This window comes from Veillonella rogosae JCM 15642 (assembly GCF_002959775.1).
Classification (GTDB): Bacteria; Bacillota; Negativicutes; order Veillonellales; family Veillonellaceae; genus Veillonella; species Veillonella rogosae.
Genome location: NZ_PPCX01000014.1, coordinates 25044 through 42107, shown reverse-complemented (window position 1 = coordinate 42107; position 17064 = coordinate 25044). Strand labels below are relative to the sequence as shown.

The following is a 17064-nucleotide window of genomic DNA, read 5'->3' as shown; positions in this document are numbered from 1 at the left end:
CAACACATTTTGTCCACCCTCTAAGTTTATCAAAAGAACTTAAAATGGCGATGGAAGCAGTAATTTACTGGCTCCATCGCCTATAAAACCAACACGTTTTGTCCTATAACCCACCTTTTTTGATAAACAAAAGAGGCGGAACATTACGTTCCGCCTCTTCTTGAGGAATACTAAAAATTAGCGATCCTTTTTACTAGATTTTTTGCTCTTAGATGAATTAGATTTTTGTTCACTAACTTCCTCTTTAGAAGAGCCACTGTCATCTTTTACTGCTTCATCTTTTGACTTGTCTTTATCGTCTTTTTTATCTGCCTTTTCGTCCTTAGCGGCTTCTTTTTTAGGCTGTGCTTTTGCAGGGTTGTAATAACCTTCAGAGACAGCTGATTGTGCGCTAGCAGGAACAGAGAAGTCAGAAGCAGGGGTATTGGCAAGAGCATTTGCCATGAATTGGCCCCACATAATAGCAGGTGTGTCACCACCGGTGATGCCTCGTAATGTTTCCGAGCCATAGTCATCACCAATCCAAACGGCAGCTACTAAATCAGGCGTGTAACCAACGAACCAAGCATCCTTGGAATCATCTGTTGTACCAGTTTTACCTGCTGCAGGACGACCGATTGCGGCATTACCACCAGTACCGCCATTTATAACGGATTCTAGCATATTTGTAATGATTGCTGCATCTTTTTCGTCTACAACGCGTTTTTCTTGGATGGAGTGTTCCTCCACAACTTGACCGTTGCGATCTACAATTTTAAGGATTGCCGTAGGTTGAACTTTGATACCGCCATTAGCGAGAACGCCGTAAGCTTGTACCATTTCAAGAGGGGTAACACCATGTGTTAAACCACCAAGTGCTGTAGACAAGTTGTAATCTTGATCAGTTAGAGTAGAGATACCCATTTCTTTAGCAAGTTTAATAACCTTAGTCATACCCACTTCATCAGCAATTTTTACTGCTGCTACGTTACGAGAATGTTGTAATGCGTAGCGGTATGTAATATTACCTACGAAGTCGTTTTCATAGTTTTTAGGGCTCCAGCTACCAAATGTAACAGGGCTGTCATCTACGATAGAACCAGGAGTTTTACCAGATTGAATAGCTGCTAAATATACAAATGGTTTCATAGCGGAACCTGGTTGACGTTCTGCTTGTGTAGCACGGTTAAATGCATCATCACCACGGCCACCAACCATAGCCATAATATAACCGTTGTGTGGATTCATAGCTACGATAGCACCTTGAGGTTGATGTAAACCATTGCTATCAGTGTAGTAGTTAGGCAAGTTTTGCATTGCTGCTACAGCTGCATTTTGTGCATCCATATCGAGTGTGGTATAAATTTTTAAACCATCTTTATAGATTGCATCGTCACCATATTTTTCAGAAACTTGTGCAATAACATAGTTAATGAAGTAAGACGCATTAGATTTCTCATGCGTTTGTTCTTGTTTTGCTACTAAGCCTAAATCTGCTTGGCGCGCTTCATCGGCCTGCTCTTGTGTAATGTAACCGTATTTAACCATTTGGCCTAATACAACGGCTTGACGTTTTTTACTAGCCTCTAAATCATTGAATGGAGAGTAGTAGTTAGGACTTTGTGGTAAGCCCGCAATGAGAGCTGCTTGGGCAAGCGTTAATTGGCTAGCATCCTTACCAAAGTACACATGAGCTGCAGATTGTACACCGTATGCACCTTGACCAAAGTAGATTTGGTTCATGTACATTTCAAGGATTTCATCCTTTGTGTAATGTTGTTCAATTTTTAGTGCTAGCAATGCTTCAGAAATTTTACGTTTAAATGTTCTGTCTTGAGATAAGAATGCATTACGCGCTAACTGTTGAGTGATAGTAGAACCACCTTCAGAAACGCCACTATGAACAAGGTTAACCCATACAGCACGCAAGATACCAACTGGGTCGATACCGTGATGGGAATAGAAGCGAGAGTCCTCAGTAGCAACAAAGGCGTTTTGTAAATCCTTTGGTACATCTTTTAAAGGTACTGGTAATCGATTCTCTGTGGAATGAACCGTTGTGATGAGATTACCATGCACATCGTAAATTTGAGACGATGCGGAAGGACGTACATTGGATACATCTGGTAGGTTAGACAGTGTGGCACTGATAAAACCACAGCCACCTCCGGCTACGATGAGTATAAGGAGAAGGGCACAAATCCAAAATAGACGCTTCGGACTTGTTTTCTTCGGTGTAGAGCCGCTACCGTTAGAACGGCGGCTGCTTCTCGCATTTGAGTTATTACTCATAGAGTCACCTCTTTTTTCTTTTGTTAGTAAATATAACGTAAATTCTATTACGCAGTTATAAATATTATATCATAAATGGCTTAAAACCAATACTATATATATAATTGTGAAAGTTTTTAGATAATGGTATACTAAAACAATAGTATTTCGAGGAGGATTATCATGGTTAGTGCTCAAGAACAAGTGCGCCAAATTAAACACGGCGTAGCAGATTTAATTAACGAACAAGATCTTGTAAAAAAAATAGAAAGATCCATTAAGGAAAATAAACCTTTGGTTGTAAAATTAGGTTTGGACCCAACAGCGCCAGATATTCATTTGGGTCATACTGTACCACTTCGTAAATTACGTTTGTTCCAAGAATTTGGTCATCAAGTAGTTATTGTTATTGGTGGTTTCACTGCACGTATTGGTGATCCTACTGGTAAAAGCGTTACTCGTCCACCACTTACAAAAGAAGAAGTATTGAAAAATGCTGAAACATATAAAACACAAATCTTCAAAGTGTTGGATCCTGAAAAAACTATCGTTCGCGACAACAGTGAATGGCTTGAATCCATGAACTTTGCTGATGTACTTCGCTTGGCAAGTTCTTACACTGTAGCGCGTATGATGGAACGTGATGATTTCAATAAACGTTTCAAAGAAGGTCGTGCAATTGGTGTTCATGAATTTATGTATCCATTGATGCAAGGTCATGATTCCGTCGCTTTACATGCTGACGTTGAATTTGGTGGTACAGACCAGACTTTCAACTTGTTAATGGGTCGTCATTTACAAGAATTAGAAGGTCAAGAACCACAAGTTGTTATCACAATGCCATTGCTTGAAGGCCTTGATGGGGTTCAAAAAATGAGTAAATCTTTAGGTAACTACATCGGTATCGATGAAGAACCTAAAGAAATGTACGGTAAAGCAATGTCCATTCCTGATGAATTGATGATGCGCTACTTCATGCTCGTTACAGATATGCCAATTGAAGAACAAGAGGACATGGAAAAACGTCTTGAAAGTGGTGAATTACATCCACGTGATGCTAAAATGCAATTAGCTCGTACAATCGTTCGTTTGTACCATGGTGAAGACGCTGCTCTTGAGGCAGAAGAAGAATTTAAACGCGTATTCCAACAACGCGCGTTGCCTACAGATATTCCTGAATACGCTATGGATGCGCCAACAGAACCAATCTTTGTACCACAATTCTGTACAGATGCTGGTTTGACTGCTTCTAATGGTGAAGCACGTCGCTCCATTAAAGCTGGTGCTTTCAAAGTAAACGGTGAAAAATATACAGAAGAAAACCTTACCCTTGAAGATGGCATGATCGTTCAAGTTGGTAAACGTAAATTTGTAAAAATTAAATTTAACTAATATGAAACTGTGATGAGATAGAAACCTCATCACAGTTTTTTTTGTCTATTTTATCTATAAGAATTTCTGCTACTGTATCCTATACTTAAGATTAAACGGATTTGGCTGCAAGTTAATGTATAATAAATATAAAATATAAATACAGATATAAATACAGATACAAATATAAAATACAAATTTAACACATAAAAGATTTATACAGATATTGTATAGTATCTATAAAGTAAGAGGACTATATATGGACAAAGAACTAAGCAACTTTTTAGAACAACGAGAACATACTGTTCTTACCGATATTGATGTTATAACTGCGGCAGTAGCTGTACCATTATTAGAAATCGATGGGGAAGATCATGTAGTATTTACTGTGCGCAGTAATAAGCTACGCCGTCAACCAGGTGAAATCAGTTTTCCTGGTGGACATTGTGAGCCTAATGATAAAAGTGGTGCCCATGCTGCCATGCGTGAATGCTCTGAGGAACTGGGTATCGATTTAGATCAAATTGAAGTTCTGGGCAATTTAGACTGCTTAGTATCTGCGATAGGTGTCAAGCTATATGCCGTAGCCGTGCGCCTGCATACAAGCGATTTGAAACCAAATCCAGACGAAGTAGGAGAGGTGTTCACCGTTCCATTACAATATCTATTAGACATGGAACCGACGGTGGGGCATCTAGACATTGGAACTAAGCCTTTAAAAGACTTTCCGTTCCATTTATTGGAGGGCTACAATATTGATTGGAAAATCAGACAAAACTACTCCGTCTATTTCTATCCCTATAAACAATACACCATATGGGGACTAACGGGGCGAGTACTGAAGAACTTTTTAGATATATATAAGGAAGTTAAATGAAACCTGAATTTGTTCCATGGTTATGGATTATATACGTGTCTTATGTTTTATATAAGAGATATAAAGAAAATAGTCGTTTAGAAAAATATGAAATCATACTTGCTATATTAAGCTTAATAGCTGTGTGTGGCGGATATCTACTTATGATACATTATAACCTTAGTGAAACAGGAATATTTTGGGTTAACTTATTTTTTGTTTTGTTCATGATTTTAATGAAAATAGTATTTGGTGAGTAAATTTGGAAATATTAAATTGGCTTGGTTTTGCAATGCTTCCTATAGGGATATTAATATCAATATTATTGATTTTATTGGGAACAATAAAAGAAGTTAAGTTTATAAATCCTAGAGTTCCATTAGGACGCTTACTCTTCTTTTTTGGAAGTGGATTTTCTTTTGTAGTAGCTGTTATATCCTTAAAGTATGGCCATAGTGCGTTGTATGCTAATACCTTTAGCGATGGATTGATATATAATATTCTAGGGTATTCATTTTGTATATATGGTTTCACTTTCTTTTTTATGACAGGTATGAGACGAGCTTCTGATATCGGTATACCATTTTGGGTATATCCTGTTTTTATAATATTAATTTTATCGAGTAGACTTATAAATGAAGAGATTTCTGAGTTTCTTTTTTTAGGTATGTATATATTTTTACTACAACCAGGCAGAATAAGAGACTAATAACAATCCAGAGTAAATAATAAATTAGTGAAAACAGTGAAAACGGTTATGTCTATAAAGTATAGGTAATATGAATGTTATTAAATAATTTACTAGATACAATTTTAATCAAATTAATTGATATGCCAGATTATATTTTTAATTCTCTGATTATACTGTTTTTCTGTTTAGTTGGAATATTATTTCCTTGGCTTAATGATGTTGTTTATGGAACCTATAAAAGATCCTATAAAGTAGAAAGAATTACTTTTCTTATTATTTTAAGTATTACATTAGCTTATATTTTCTATCAGATTATATCAGTATAAATGCAATAAAATATTTAAATCTTCATACGGATGAAGATAAAGTTTAGCGCATTAGAAGATATATCAGTAATCACAATTTATAGTAATAGAAAGAATTGTTTTATGAAAAAATCTTTAAAGTTGTTGTTGTTTAAACCTATTTCAACTGGCGCAAGTTACATAATGGAAAATGAAACCATTAAGTCTTTGTTTTCATTCTTTTTAATGATATGGTTTATAAACCACTTATTAATAATGCTCGTAGGTGGACATGTTAAGTATTGGAAAGTAATGTATCCTTTGTCCATAGATCAATATATAGGTTTTAGTTTATTCCCTTATATTCTTAACTTTAGTAGTATTATCTTAATAAGTATTTTTATAGCATTCCTTTGTTGGGCTAATTTTAACATTTGGACAGAGGTAAAATTTACAAAACTATTAAAGGTATCTTTAATATTAGCCTGTTTACAACAAATTCCTGATTTTATAAGATTGTTTCTATTGTATCCAATTCAGTATTTATATGTATATAGTCCATTCTGGGCAAAGACAATATATGATTCCTTAAAATTTATAGCAGGTATATCAGAGATTTATATTGTGTTTCTCTTTATTGTATTGTTATATAAATTGACAAAAGTTAATAGATTGGGGATAACTATATTTGTTATAGTAGTACTTCTAGGTGTTACAGAACTTCAAAATATCTTTATTCAATCAATCTCTTAACTCCAACTTGAAAGGAATTATAATGTTACAAACCTTTATTAATCTCTTTATACGTCCTGAATCTGTTGGAATTGGTCAAGTAATTGAAACTATAACTTTAAAAGGTGCTTTAGGTTTATATACTGTATCTTGGGTACTGCTACGACTTGTTTTGGGAGATATAGGTGTTGATGTTCTTCATATAGCACCAATTATTAATGATGTTGAGATACTTTCATACTTTAGTACTATAGTAATTTTTTGTATTGACTATATAACTATTTTATTGAGATTAATCATAGCTATTTTATTATTATGGATTCTATATCGGTTATGGTGTACTGTATCCCTGAAAAAGCTAATAATAATATCAGTTTACTTTATGGGACTATGTTTCTTATTTGCTAGTATTAAACTTAATTTACAATCCTATTTTTTGAGCTTAGATTATCTCGATGACAGTAATTGGAGCTTTCTCATGTGGAATGTTGTGGGCTTATTGGGAAATATAGTTATATTCTATACTTGCATATTGCAATTTTTAACCTTATATCGTCTGACTAACATAAACAAACTCATATTCCTAGTTACCACAGTCATAGTATTTACCTTATACTCTACATTAGAGATTACTATTAAATACTAGTGCTTATAATTTAAAAGGTGATTGTCTAGTATTAGGCAATCATCTTTTTTAGTTTGTATTCAGTTTAATCAGCATATTAATGCTATAAAAATTGACAGATTGCAAATTAAGGTATACTATTTATGTGTAAAAGGTTTAATGTGTTGCACTAATTGATTAGGAGGTTCTCACATGAATCGCGAAACAGCATACGTACTTTGGTTTGATGAATTACAACGTGAAGATGTTAATTTAGTTGGTGGTAAGTCTTCTTCCTTAGGGGAATTGACATCCTCCACTAATGTACCTGTACCTTACGGTTTTGCTACAACTGCTCATGGTTATCGTGAGTTTATGAAAGCAACAGGTTTGGAAGATAAAATCCGCGCTGAACTTGATGCGTTAGATGATGTAGAAAATTCTGCATTATTGCGTGAAGTATGTGCTAAAATTCGCCGCATGATTTGCGAAGAAGAAATGCCTAAAGAATTGGCAGATGCTATCCGTCATGCTTATGAAGAACTTGGTAAAAAAGTAAACGAAGAAAATCCATTCGTAGCAGTTCGTTCTAGTGCAACAGCAGAAGACTTGCCAGATGCAAGCTTCGCAGGCCAACAAGATACATATTTAAATGTACGTGGTGCTGACGTTATCATCGAGAAAGTAAAAGAATGCTACGCATCTACTTTCACAGACCGTGCCACATATTACCGTGTAAAACAAGGTTTCGATCATATGACAGTAGCATTGAGTGCTGCCGTTCAAATGATGGTATTCTCTAAAGCCGCTGGCGTAATGTTCACTGTTGACCTTGTAACAGGCAATGATAACAATATCCTTATCGAAGGTTCTTGGGGCCTTGGTGAGTACGTTGTACAAGGTACAGTTACACCAGATAATTTCCATGTAGATAAAGCTAAAATGGAAATTACTGATCGTATGATTAATGACAAACATATCCGTTTAGTTCGCAAAGCTGATGGAGACTGCGTTGAAGAAGTTGTTCCAGCAGATGAAGCTAAAAAACAAGTTATTACAGATGCTCAAGTTTTAGAATTAGCTAAATATGCAAAAGCAATCGAAAAACATTATGGTTGTTACATGGATATGGAATGGGGCGTAGATGAGCGAGATGATAAGATTTGGATCTTACAAGCTCGTCCAGAAACAGTATGGTCTCGTAAAGAAAAATCAGAAACAACTGAGCAAGCTAACACTCTAGATACTGGCAATCGTGAAATTATTGTAAAAGGTTTACCAGCTTCTCCTGGTAATGCAGCAGGTAAAGCTCACGTTATCATCAATCCTGAGGATATTGATGAGTTCAAAGAAGGTGAAATCCTTGTCACTGCTATGACTGCTCCTGACTGGGTACCGGCTATGAAAAAGGCAAAAGCTATTGTTACTGATGCTGGCGGTATGACTTGTCATGCGTCCATCGTTAGCCGTGAGCTTGGTATTCCTTGTATCGTAGGTACTAAGAGCCGTAGCCATGAAGCAACAACATCCATTAAAGATGGTCAAATGATTACTGTTGATGCTACAAATGGCATCGTATACGATGGCGTATTAGAAGATATCGTTAAAAAGCCAGAAGCACAAGCTACTGCAGGCGTTGTTGCTGAATCTGTTCCTGTAACAGGCACTAAAATTTATATGAACTTAGGCGATCCTGATTTGGCTGAAAAACATGGTGTGTTGCCATGTGATGGTATTGGTCTAATGCGTGAAGAGTTCATTTGGACTACTTTCATTCACGAACATCCATTACATCTTATCGAAACAGGCCGTAGTGATTTTGCCGTAAATACATTGGCTGAAGGTATGCGTAAAGTTTGCCAAGCCTTAGCTCCTCGCCAAGTAGTAGTTCGCTTGAGCGACTTCAAATCTAGCGAATACCGTGATCTTAAAGGTGGCGACAAATACGAACCTCATGAATCCAGTGCTTTACTTGGCTGGCGTGGTGCTTCTCGTTACTATGATCCAAAATACACACCTGCTTTCAAATTAGAATTAGAAGCAATCAAAAAAGTACGCAATGAATTTGGTTTCAAAAACTTGCAAGTTATGATTCCATTCTGCCGTACTGTAGAGGAAGCTGAATTAGTAACTAATTTAATGGCTCAAGAAGGTCTTGCTCGTAGTAAGGACTTCAAAGTTTGGCTCATGGCTGAGATTCCATCCAACATCATCTTAGCTGATCAATTCAATAAATACGTAGATGGTTATTCCATCGGTTCTAACGACTTGACTATGCTCGTTCTCGGTTGTGACCGTGATAACGAAACAGTTCAACATATCTATGATGAACGTAATCTAGCAGTTCGCAGAGCAATTCGTCATCTCATTGAAGTGGCGCATAAAGATGGCAAAACTGTATCCATCTGTGGCCAAGCACCAAGCGTGTACCCTGAACTTTGCGAATTCCTCGTGAAGAGCGGTATCGACTCCATTTCTGTTAACCCAGATGCGGTTGTGAGCACTAAGAAAATGGTGGCTCAAATCGAACAAAGAATTATGCTCGATGCTATGACTGGTCGTGGTCGTCAAGAATCTGACGAACTAAATTGGTAATAATATAGTTATGGTGAAAGAGGAGGCCCGTAGGTCTCCTCTTTTTCTGAATGGTAACTTAGGATATAATACAAACAGAGATGAAAGGGGGTTACCGTGTGAAACTGTCGAAACGACAAGAACAAATTGCTCAAATCGTTCGTGAAGAAGGACCTGTAACAGGCAGTGCCATTGCTGAACATTTAGAGGTTACACGATCTGCATTGCGTTCAGATTTATCTGTATTAACTATGTTAGGTGTGCTAGATGCGCGACCAAATGTAGGTTATTACTACGTAGGACTTTCAAAGGAAACACAAACGGCTGAGCGATTAAAGTCATTTCTGGTAAGTGATGTATTATCTCAAGCAGTCGTGGTTAGTGGGGAAACTAGTTTATATGACACGATTGTTACTATATTTACAGAGGATGTAGGTACGATATTAGTGTGTGATGATTCGTACCTAGTAGGCGTCGTATCTCGAAAAGATTTACTGCGCGCCTCTATGGGACAAACAGATTCGCACGCCATGCCTATATCTATGATCATGACCCCTGTTAGTAAGGTTATAACTGTGGAGCCTACCGATACGTTAGTAGAGGCGGCTCAGAAGATGATAGATTATGAAGTAGATTGTTTACCTGTTGTTGTTCGCGAGGACGTAGGGAACAAGAAACGCTTAAAGGTCGTGGGCCGCGTGTCAAAAACGACGGTAGCAAAAGTATTTTTAGAATGTAGCATACATTGAGGTTGATAGAATGGCAGAAAAAATTATTTATGCAATATCGGATTCCCTAGGGGAAACCGCAGAGGCTGTAGCGCGAGCTACGGCGAGTCAATATGATAAAGAACAAATTGAGATTGTGCGCATTCCTTATATCGATAGTGAAAGCCAAATCGATGAAATCGTAGACGATGCAAAGCGTGGTCATCACGTTATTTGTCATACTATCGTGTCCGAGTCTTTGCGCAAATATCTTCATGAGAAGGTAGCAGAGTACAATATTCCTGCTGTAGATATCATGGGGCCTGTTCTCGATGCAGTAGGTACTGTGGCGACTACAAAACCACGTATGACAGCAGGTATGGTTCATAAGCTTGACCAAGAATATTTCAAAAAGGTGGAAGCCATTGAATTTGCCGTAAAATATGACGATGGTAAAAACCCATCTGGCTTTGAAAAGGCAGATGTTGTCATCATTGGTGTATCTAGAACTAGTAAGACTCCATTATCTATGTTCTTGGCGTATAAAAAAGTTAAAGCTGCCAATTTGCCGTTGGTACCTGAAGTACCATTGCCAGAGGAGTTATTCAAAATTCCAGCAAAAAAAATTGTAGGCCTTATTATTGACCCATTCAAATTAAATAATATTCGTAGTGAACGTTTACGCGCTATCGGTCTTGAAGACGAAGCAAACTATGCATCCATTGAGCGTATTCAGGCTGAACTAGAATATGCGAAAGCTATTATGCGCCGTTTGCACTGCCAAGTATTAGATGTTTCTAATAAATCCATTGAAGAAACAGCTTCTCTTGTGATGCAGTTAATCGATAAAAACCGCGCATCGGAGGGTAGATGAATATACGAGAACAAATAGAGGAACGGGAGGCTTTACTCCTGTCCCCCTATGCAGCTAAAAGTCGCGATGCCATCCGTGATGTAGAGGAAGCTCCCGATCCACTTAGAACAGCGTTCCAACGAGATCGGGACCGCATTATTCACAGTAAATGTTTTAGACGGTTAAAGCATAAGACACAGGTTTATATTGCACCAGGCGACCATTATCGGACGCGTATGACTCATACCCTTGAGGTAGGTCAAATTGGGCGCACTGTGGCACGTGCATTGCGTTTAAACGAAGATCTTGTAGAGGCTATTGCCATGGGTCACGATGTGGGACATACGCCATTTGGTCACGTCGGTGAATATGCATTGCGCGACATGGTGGGGCACTTTAATCATAATGAGCAAAGCTTGCGTATGGTTGAAGTCTTAGAAAAGCATGGCGACCACCAAGGTCTTAATTTAACGACTGCTGTACGTGATGGCATCGTAGGTCATACAGGGGCACATATCCCTGTCACTTTGGAAGGTCAAATCATTCGTATTGTAGACCGTATTGCTTATTTGTGCCACGATTTTGACGATGCACAACGGGCAGGTATGTTGACCGCTGAGGAGTTACCTTTTGAAGTGCGCGAGCATTTCGGGATGACTCCATCTAGCATGATTACAGCCATGGTAGAGGATATGGTACGAGAATCTTTAGACAAGCCAGCCATATCTATGTCCAGTGATGTGGAAATGACTATGAATCTATTCCGCCAATTTATGTTTAAAAACGTTTACTTGGCACCAGCGTTAATTCCTGATCGTAAAAAGGCATCCCATGTAGTAAAAAATTTATTTACTTATTTTATGGAGCACCCAGATGATATGGAAGGGTGTGAAAGTGGTAAGGAATTTTATTCTACACTCGATGTAGTAGACTATGTGGCCGGCTTAACAGATCAATATGCTATTAAGCTCTTTAAACAATACTATATTCCAAATATTACCTTATAAATAACAAAAAAAGCAGTTAGTTCAATTTGAACTAACTGCTTTTTTTGGGGCTCTAGAACCCCAAAGAGTACATGTACTTTTTATTTTACGCGCGTGTAACTTTATTAGAACGAAGGCAGCGAGTGCATACGTTTACTTTTTTAGTAGCACCGTCTACAACCGCCCGTACTCTTTGAATGTTCGGTTTCCAAGTTTTTCTTGTGCGAATGTGAGAATGACTCACGTTCATACCGCTAGATGTGGATTTGCCACATACTTCGCAAAGGTTTGCCATAGTTTCCACCTCCAAGCTTAATCTATAACATAACAAAAGTATATTATCATAAAGAGTAGGTTAAAGCAAGTATTTTTATCGTACATATTGCTCTTTTTATGAAATATACTACAATATAAGGTATACTATATATCATATTCTATGATATGAGTGGGCTTTTACACAAGGATATACAGAAATTGGATATATCTCATGTGTTTATCGTATATTTAAAGGAGTTTCTATGGATGAACGGTTGACGACTATAAAGGGGATTGGTCCTGGTCGAGAGAAACAATTACATAAGTTGGGAATTACCAATATAACATCCTTGTTAACGTATTTCCCAAGAACCTATGAAGACCGCCGTACGATTTATAGAATTGGTGATTTAAAATCTGGCATGACTGGTGGAGTAGTAGGTACTGTTATAGCAGTTCAAGAGAAACGTCCTCGCCCTCGATTGTCTATTTTAGAAGTAGTCATTGCAGATGGTACAGGTCCTTTAAAGATTGTGCTATTTAACCAAGGTTATAAGAAGAACTTTTATAAAAAAGGGCAGCGTTTATATGCATATGGAAAAGCGGAATTTCAATATGGCTCTATGCAGATGAATACGCCACAAATAGAAAACCTGGGAGATGGAATGGAGCCAGATCGAGGTATCGTCCCTATTTATGCGTTGGCTGATGGGGTATCTCAATTTGTAGTGCGTTCATCGGTACGAAATTGGTTTGCCGCTAATCATGAGTTACCAGAGATTTTACCTGTTGAGGTTCGGGAGGCTCACCATTATATGAGTCGGTATGATGCATTTAAGATGATGCATTTCCCCGATTCCTCTGAGCGTTACGAAGAGGCTCGTCATCAACTCGCTTATGAAGAGTTATTTGTCATGCAAGCGGGCTTAGCGTTGTTGCGTAATAAAGAGCAGTGCCATAGAGGTCCGAAGATGGGACCTAATGGAGAGTTAATGGCTAAATGCATTGAAAATCTACCATTTTCGTTGACCGGTGATCAACAGCGTGCATTAGAGGATATTCGTATCGATATGGAAGATGAACGTCCTATGCAACGGTTATTACAAGGTGATGTAGGCTCTGGTAAAACTGTTGTAGCTACGTTGAGTTTGTTGAAAGCCATTGAAAATGGGTACCAAGGGGCGTTAATGGCTCCAACGGAGATTTTGGCGGCACAACATTACGAAGGTATAACAGAAGTGTGTGGTAATTTGGGGATTACCATAGAGCTGTTAACGGGCTCTACTACAAAAAAAGAAAAAGAACGTATCTATGAAGGGTTAGCTGATGGATCGATTCATATGATTATTGGCACCCATGCTCTTATTCAAGAAGGTGTTAACTTTCACAACTTAGGACTTGTTATCATTGATGAACAACATCGCTTTGGTGTAGAACAACGGGCTCGGTTGCAACAGAAGGGTACATATCCTCACGTACTTATCATGACGGCTACACCGATTCCTCGAACCATGACATTATCTGTGTATGGTGATTTGGCAGTATCCTTGATTAAAGAGATGCCACCAGGTCGTAAGCCTGTAAAAACCTATGCTGTAGATAGCTCTTATAAAGATCGACTACGGGCATTCTTTGGTAAGGAGATGGCGGAAGGGCGCCAAGTCTACGTAGTGTGTCCACTCGTTGAAGAGTCGGAAAAATTAGACTTGCAAGCTGCAGAAGAATTGTATTTAGAACTAAAAGAGTACTTTTACAAGGCCTATGAAGTGGGACTCGTTCATGGTCGAATGAAACCTAGTGAAAAGGATGAAGTGATGAATGCATTTCACAATGGAGACATTTCATTACTGGTTTCCACTACGGTTATCGAGGTTGGTGTCAATGTACCTAATGCGACCATCATGTGTATTGAAGGGGCTGAGCGATTTGGCTTGTCTCAATTGCATCAGTTGCGTGGCCGTGTAGGTCGTGGTTCTCATCAGTCCTACTGTATCCTCGTAAGTGATTCAAAAAATGACGTAAGTCAAGAACGTTTGAAGCTGATGGAAGAAACGCAAGATGGTTTTGAACTAGCGGAGCAAGATCTATTGTTACGTGGATCAGGTCAATTATTTGGATTAGCTCAATCGGGCTTACCTGATTTACGGGTTGCTAATATCATTAAAGATATCGAAATTCTAGTGGAGGCGCGCAAGGATGTGCTAGACTTTGCATGTCAATTTGGTATGGAAACATTAGAATCTGTCATGAAAGAAGAATTAGAAAAAAGATTTGGTGAAAAATTCCTAAGAATATTGTATAATTAAGAGGTAGGAATAATAAGTACATAAGTATCGATAATATTAGATTTTATCTGGCTTTTTCCCTTGTGTATATGTTCCTCATACCGTATAATAGAACAAACAATTTATTTCATTTTTTCATCTATGGAGGTTAATATGCCAATTATCCATGTAGAGCTCGTTGAAGGGCGCACAAAAGAACAAAAGAAACAATTAGGTGAAGCTATCACTAAAGCTGCGGTTGATATCGTAAATGTTCCTGCTGATGCAGTAAAAGTTATCTTCGTAGATATGAAAAAAGATGATTATATGGAAGGCGGCATTTTGCGGTCTGAACGCTAAGCTACGACTGACCGCCTAGTCCCTATGGACTAGGCGGGTCGTAGTTTTGTTTTATTATACGGAAAGGAAATAAATAATGAGAGACGATAAATTCGGTATGCGTGGACTCACTTTTGATGATGTATTATTAGTACCAGCGGCTTCTGATGTGCTGCCAAGTCAAGTAGAGTTGAAAACTCAACTGACTCGCGACATAACGTTAAATATCCCGATGATTAGTTCTGGGATGGATACGGTTACTGAATCTCGTATGGCTATTGCTATGGCACGTGAAGGGGGCCTTGGCGTTATCCATAAGAATATGTCTATTGAAGAACAAGCCCATGAAGTTGACAAGGTAAAGCGCTCTGAACATGGTGTTATCGTTGATCCTATTTTCTTAAGTCCTCAAAATTTACTATCTGATGCAGCAGAAATTATGGAAAAATATAAAATTTCTGGTGTACCTATCACAGAACATGGTAAACTAGTAGGGATCATTACAAATCGCGATATGCGTTTTGAAACTGATTTAACGCGCCAAATCGGAGATTGCATGACAAAGGATTCCCTTGTTACTGCGCCAGAAGGTACATCTCTTGAAGAGGCGAAAGCAATTTTAAGTGAACATCGTATTGAAAAATTACCTCTCGTAGATGGCGATGGTAACTTAAAAGGTTTAATTACTATAAAAGATATTGAAAAAGCGACAAAATATCCAAATGCAGCTAAGGATACTAGTGGTCGATTATTAGTTGGTGCCGCAGTAGGTGTATCTCAAGATATGTATGATCGTCTTGATGCCCTTGTATCTGCTAAAGCTGACGTGATTATCGTTGATACTGCTCATGGTCATTCTGCAGGTGTATTACGTACATTGAAGGACATTAAACAAGCCTATCCTCACATTCCAGTAATTGCTGGTAATGTGGCTACTGCAGCAGGTACTGAGGCACTCATTGAAGCGGGTGCTGATGCTGTTAAGGTTGGTATTGGACCTGGATCTATTTGTACAACTCGCGTTATTGCTGGTATTGGGGTACCTCAAATTACAGCGGTATATGAGTCTGCTCAAGTAGGTCGTCGCTATGGAATTCCTATCATTGCTGATGGGGGCATTAAATACTCTGGCGATATTGCTAAGGCTATTGCGGCTGGTGCCAATGTAGTTATGATGGGTAATATTTTAGCTGGTACTGATGAAAGCCCAGGGGAACAAGTGATTTATCAAGGTCGCTCCTATAAAGTATACCGTGGCATGGGTAGCTTAGGAGCTATGAAGCTTGGTAGTAAAGATCGATATTTCCAAACAGAAGCTAAGAAATTAGTTCCTGAAGGTATAGAAGGTCGCGTACCGTATAAAGGTATGTTGGCCGATACAATTTTCCAAATGGTTGGTGGTTTGCGTGCAAGTATGGGGTATTGCGGATGTCATAACATCCAAGAAATGATTGAAAATACTCAATTCATTCAAATTACAGCGGCTGGTTTGAGAGAAAGTCATCCGCATGATGTAAGCATTACCGTTGAGGCACCAAATTATAGTGGTTGATAATGGAGTATTACATTGAATAAACGTATTTCTGTTTTATCTGTGCCTATCGATTGTGTAACAATGGATGAGGCAGTCCAACGAATTTTACAATTGACTGAACAGCCGGGGCTACACTTAGTAGCCACGGCTAATGCAGAAATGGTTATGTTGGCTAATGAAAACCCTACATTGCACACCATATTGAATGATGCTAGTCTCGTCGTGCCTGACGGGGCTGGCATTTTGTGGGCAGCAGAACGTCAAGGTGAACATGTACCTGAACGTGTAACAGGTGTAGACGTAACTAAGGAGTTGTTCAAAGTTGCGGCTACCCATCATATTCCTGTATACTGCTTAGGGGCGGCACCTGGTGTTGCTCAGCGTGCAGTTGATAATTTGGCGGCTCAAGTGGGTGAGTTAAATATAGCAGGAATTCATGATGGATTCTTCGATAGCGCAGAGGAACAAGAAATCATTGATACTATTGGTGAATCTAAGGCGAAATTAGTATTTGTTGCCTTAGGTGTGCCAAAGCAAGAGCAATGGATTGCAGAAAAATTGAGTCACCTTGATGGCGTAGTGGCTATCGGTATTGGTGGTTCCTTTGATGTCTTGGCAGGTAATATTCCTCGGGCTCCAGAATGGATGCAACGAAATCGACTTGAATGGTTGTATCGATTATATTTAGAACCTCAACGGATTGGCCGCATGTTGGCTATTCCAAAGTTTATGTGGACCGTTATTAGAAATAAATAGGGAGTGTT

General features: G+C 38.4%; 15 protein-coding genes. 13 read left to right on the top strand and 2 right to left on the bottom strand.

The annotated features are described in order from the left end of the window. Positions 1–177: 177 nt before the first annotated feature. The gene (locus VRHSUH09_RS09710; protein ID WP_105082056.1) at positions 178–2271 is read right to left on the bottom strand and encodes a transglycosylase domain-containing protein; all 2094 of its coding nucleotides are present in this window, start codon (positions 2269–2271) and stop codon (positions 178–180) included. A 162-nt stretch (positions 2272–2433) separates the two neighbouring features. Here VRHSUH09_RS09710 and tyrS point away from each other — a divergent pair, with 162 nt between their 5' ends. The 9 genes from tyrS to VRHSUH09_RS09660 all read left to right on the top strand — a co-directional run bounded on the left by tyrS (position 2434) and on the right by VRHSUH09_RS09660 (position 11929). After that, complete coding sequence (gene tyrS / locus VRHSUH09_RS09705) at positions 2434–3642, top strand: tyrosine--tRNA ligase (RefSeq protein WP_105082055.1); 1209 nt, start codon at positions 2434–2436, stop codon at positions 3640–3642. Positions 3643–3880: 238 nt separating this feature from the next. Continuing rightward, entirely contained in the window at positions 3881–4498 is a 618-nt protein-coding gene (locus VRHSUH09_RS09700) for an NUDIX hydrolase (RefSeq protein ID WP_105082054.1), read from the top strand. Then, the gene (locus VRHSUH09_RS09695; RefSeq protein WP_054748518.1) at positions 4495–4737 is read left to right on the top strand and encodes a hypothetical protein; all 243 of its coding nucleotides are present in this window, start codon (positions 4495–4497) and stop codon (positions 4735–4737) included. Before VRHSUH09_RS09700 ends, VRHSUH09_RS09695 begins: the two co-directional genes overlap by 4 nt. 2 nt (positions 4738–4739) lie before the next feature. Continuing rightward, the gene (locus VRHSUH09_RS10440) at positions 4740–5186 is read left to right on the top strand and encodes a hypothetical protein (RefSeq protein WP_167386492.1); all 447 of its coding nucleotides are present in this window, start codon (positions 4740–4742) and stop codon (positions 5184–5186) included. 410 nt (positions 5187–5596) lie between these two features. Then, entirely contained in the window at positions 5597–6205 is a 609-nt protein-coding gene (locus VRHSUH09_RS09685; RefSeq protein WP_105082053.1) for a hypothetical protein, read from the top strand. A 796-nt stretch (positions 6206–7001) separates the two neighbouring features. Continuing rightward, on the top strand, positions 7002–9383 hold the full coding sequence (gene ppsA / locus VRHSUH09_RS09675) for a phosphoenolpyruvate synthase (protein ID WP_054748510.1): 2382 nt from the start codon (positions 7002–7004) through the stop codon (positions 9381–9383). A 98-nt stretch (positions 9384–9481) separates the two neighbouring features. After that, positions 9482–10111, top strand: coding sequence for a helix-turn-helix transcriptional regulator (locus VRHSUH09_RS09670; protein ID WP_009351664.1), 630 nt, complete (start codon positions 9482–9484; stop codon positions 10109–10111). A 10-nt stretch (positions 10112–10121) separates the two neighbouring features. Further along, positions 10122–10943, top strand: coding sequence for a pyruvate, water dikinase regulatory protein (locus VRHSUH09_RS09665; protein WP_054748506.1), 822 nt, complete (start codon positions 10122–10124; stop codon positions 10941–10943). After that, positions 10940–11929 carry a deoxyguanosinetriphosphate triphosphohydrolase gene (locus tag VRHSUH09_RS09660; protein WP_105082052.1) on the top strand — a complete coding sequence of 330 codons (990 nt, stop codon included), beginning with the start codon at positions 10940–10942 and terminating at the stop codon, positions 11927–11929. Before VRHSUH09_RS09665 ends, VRHSUH09_RS09660 begins: the two co-directional genes overlap by 4 nt. Before the next feature lie 85 nt (positions 11930–12014). On the opposite strand, the gene rpmB is transcribed toward VRHSUH09_RS09660, so the two are convergent. Then, positions 12015–12203 carry a 50S ribosomal protein L28 gene (gene rpmB / locus VRHSUH09_RS09655; RefSeq protein WP_008601135.1) on the bottom strand — a complete coding sequence of 63 codons (189 nt, stop codon included), beginning with the start codon at positions 12201–12203 and terminating at the stop codon, positions 12015–12017. A gap of 223 nt (positions 12204–12426) precedes the next feature. On the opposite strand from rpmB, the gene recG reads away from it, so the two are divergent. From recG to VRHSUH09_RS09635, 4 genes are all read left to right on the top strand, one after another. Continuing rightward, a complete protein-coding gene (gene recG / locus VRHSUH09_RS09650) occupies positions 12427–14469 on the top strand; it encodes an ATP-dependent DNA helicase RecG (RefSeq protein WP_105082051.1) in 2043 nt (680 codons plus the stop codon). Between the two features lie 132 nt (positions 14470–14601). After that, complete coding sequence (locus VRHSUH09_RS09645) at positions 14602–14787, top strand: 4-oxalocrotonate tautomerase (protein WP_004696087.1); 186 nt, start codon at positions 14602–14604, stop codon at positions 14785–14787. 76 nt (positions 14788–14863) lie between these two features. Next, entirely contained in the window at positions 14864–16318 is a 1455-nt protein-coding gene (guaB, locus tag VRHSUH09_RS09640; RefSeq protein WP_105082050.1) for an IMP dehydrogenase, read from the top strand. Positions 16319–16333: 15 nt separating this feature from the next. After that, positions 16334–17056 carry a WecB/TagA/CpsF family glycosyltransferase gene (locus VRHSUH09_RS09635; protein ID WP_105082049.1) on the top strand — a complete coding sequence of 241 codons (723 nt, stop codon included), beginning with the start codon at positions 16334–16336 and terminating at the stop codon, positions 17054–17056. Positions 17057–17064 lie beyond the last annotated feature (8 nt).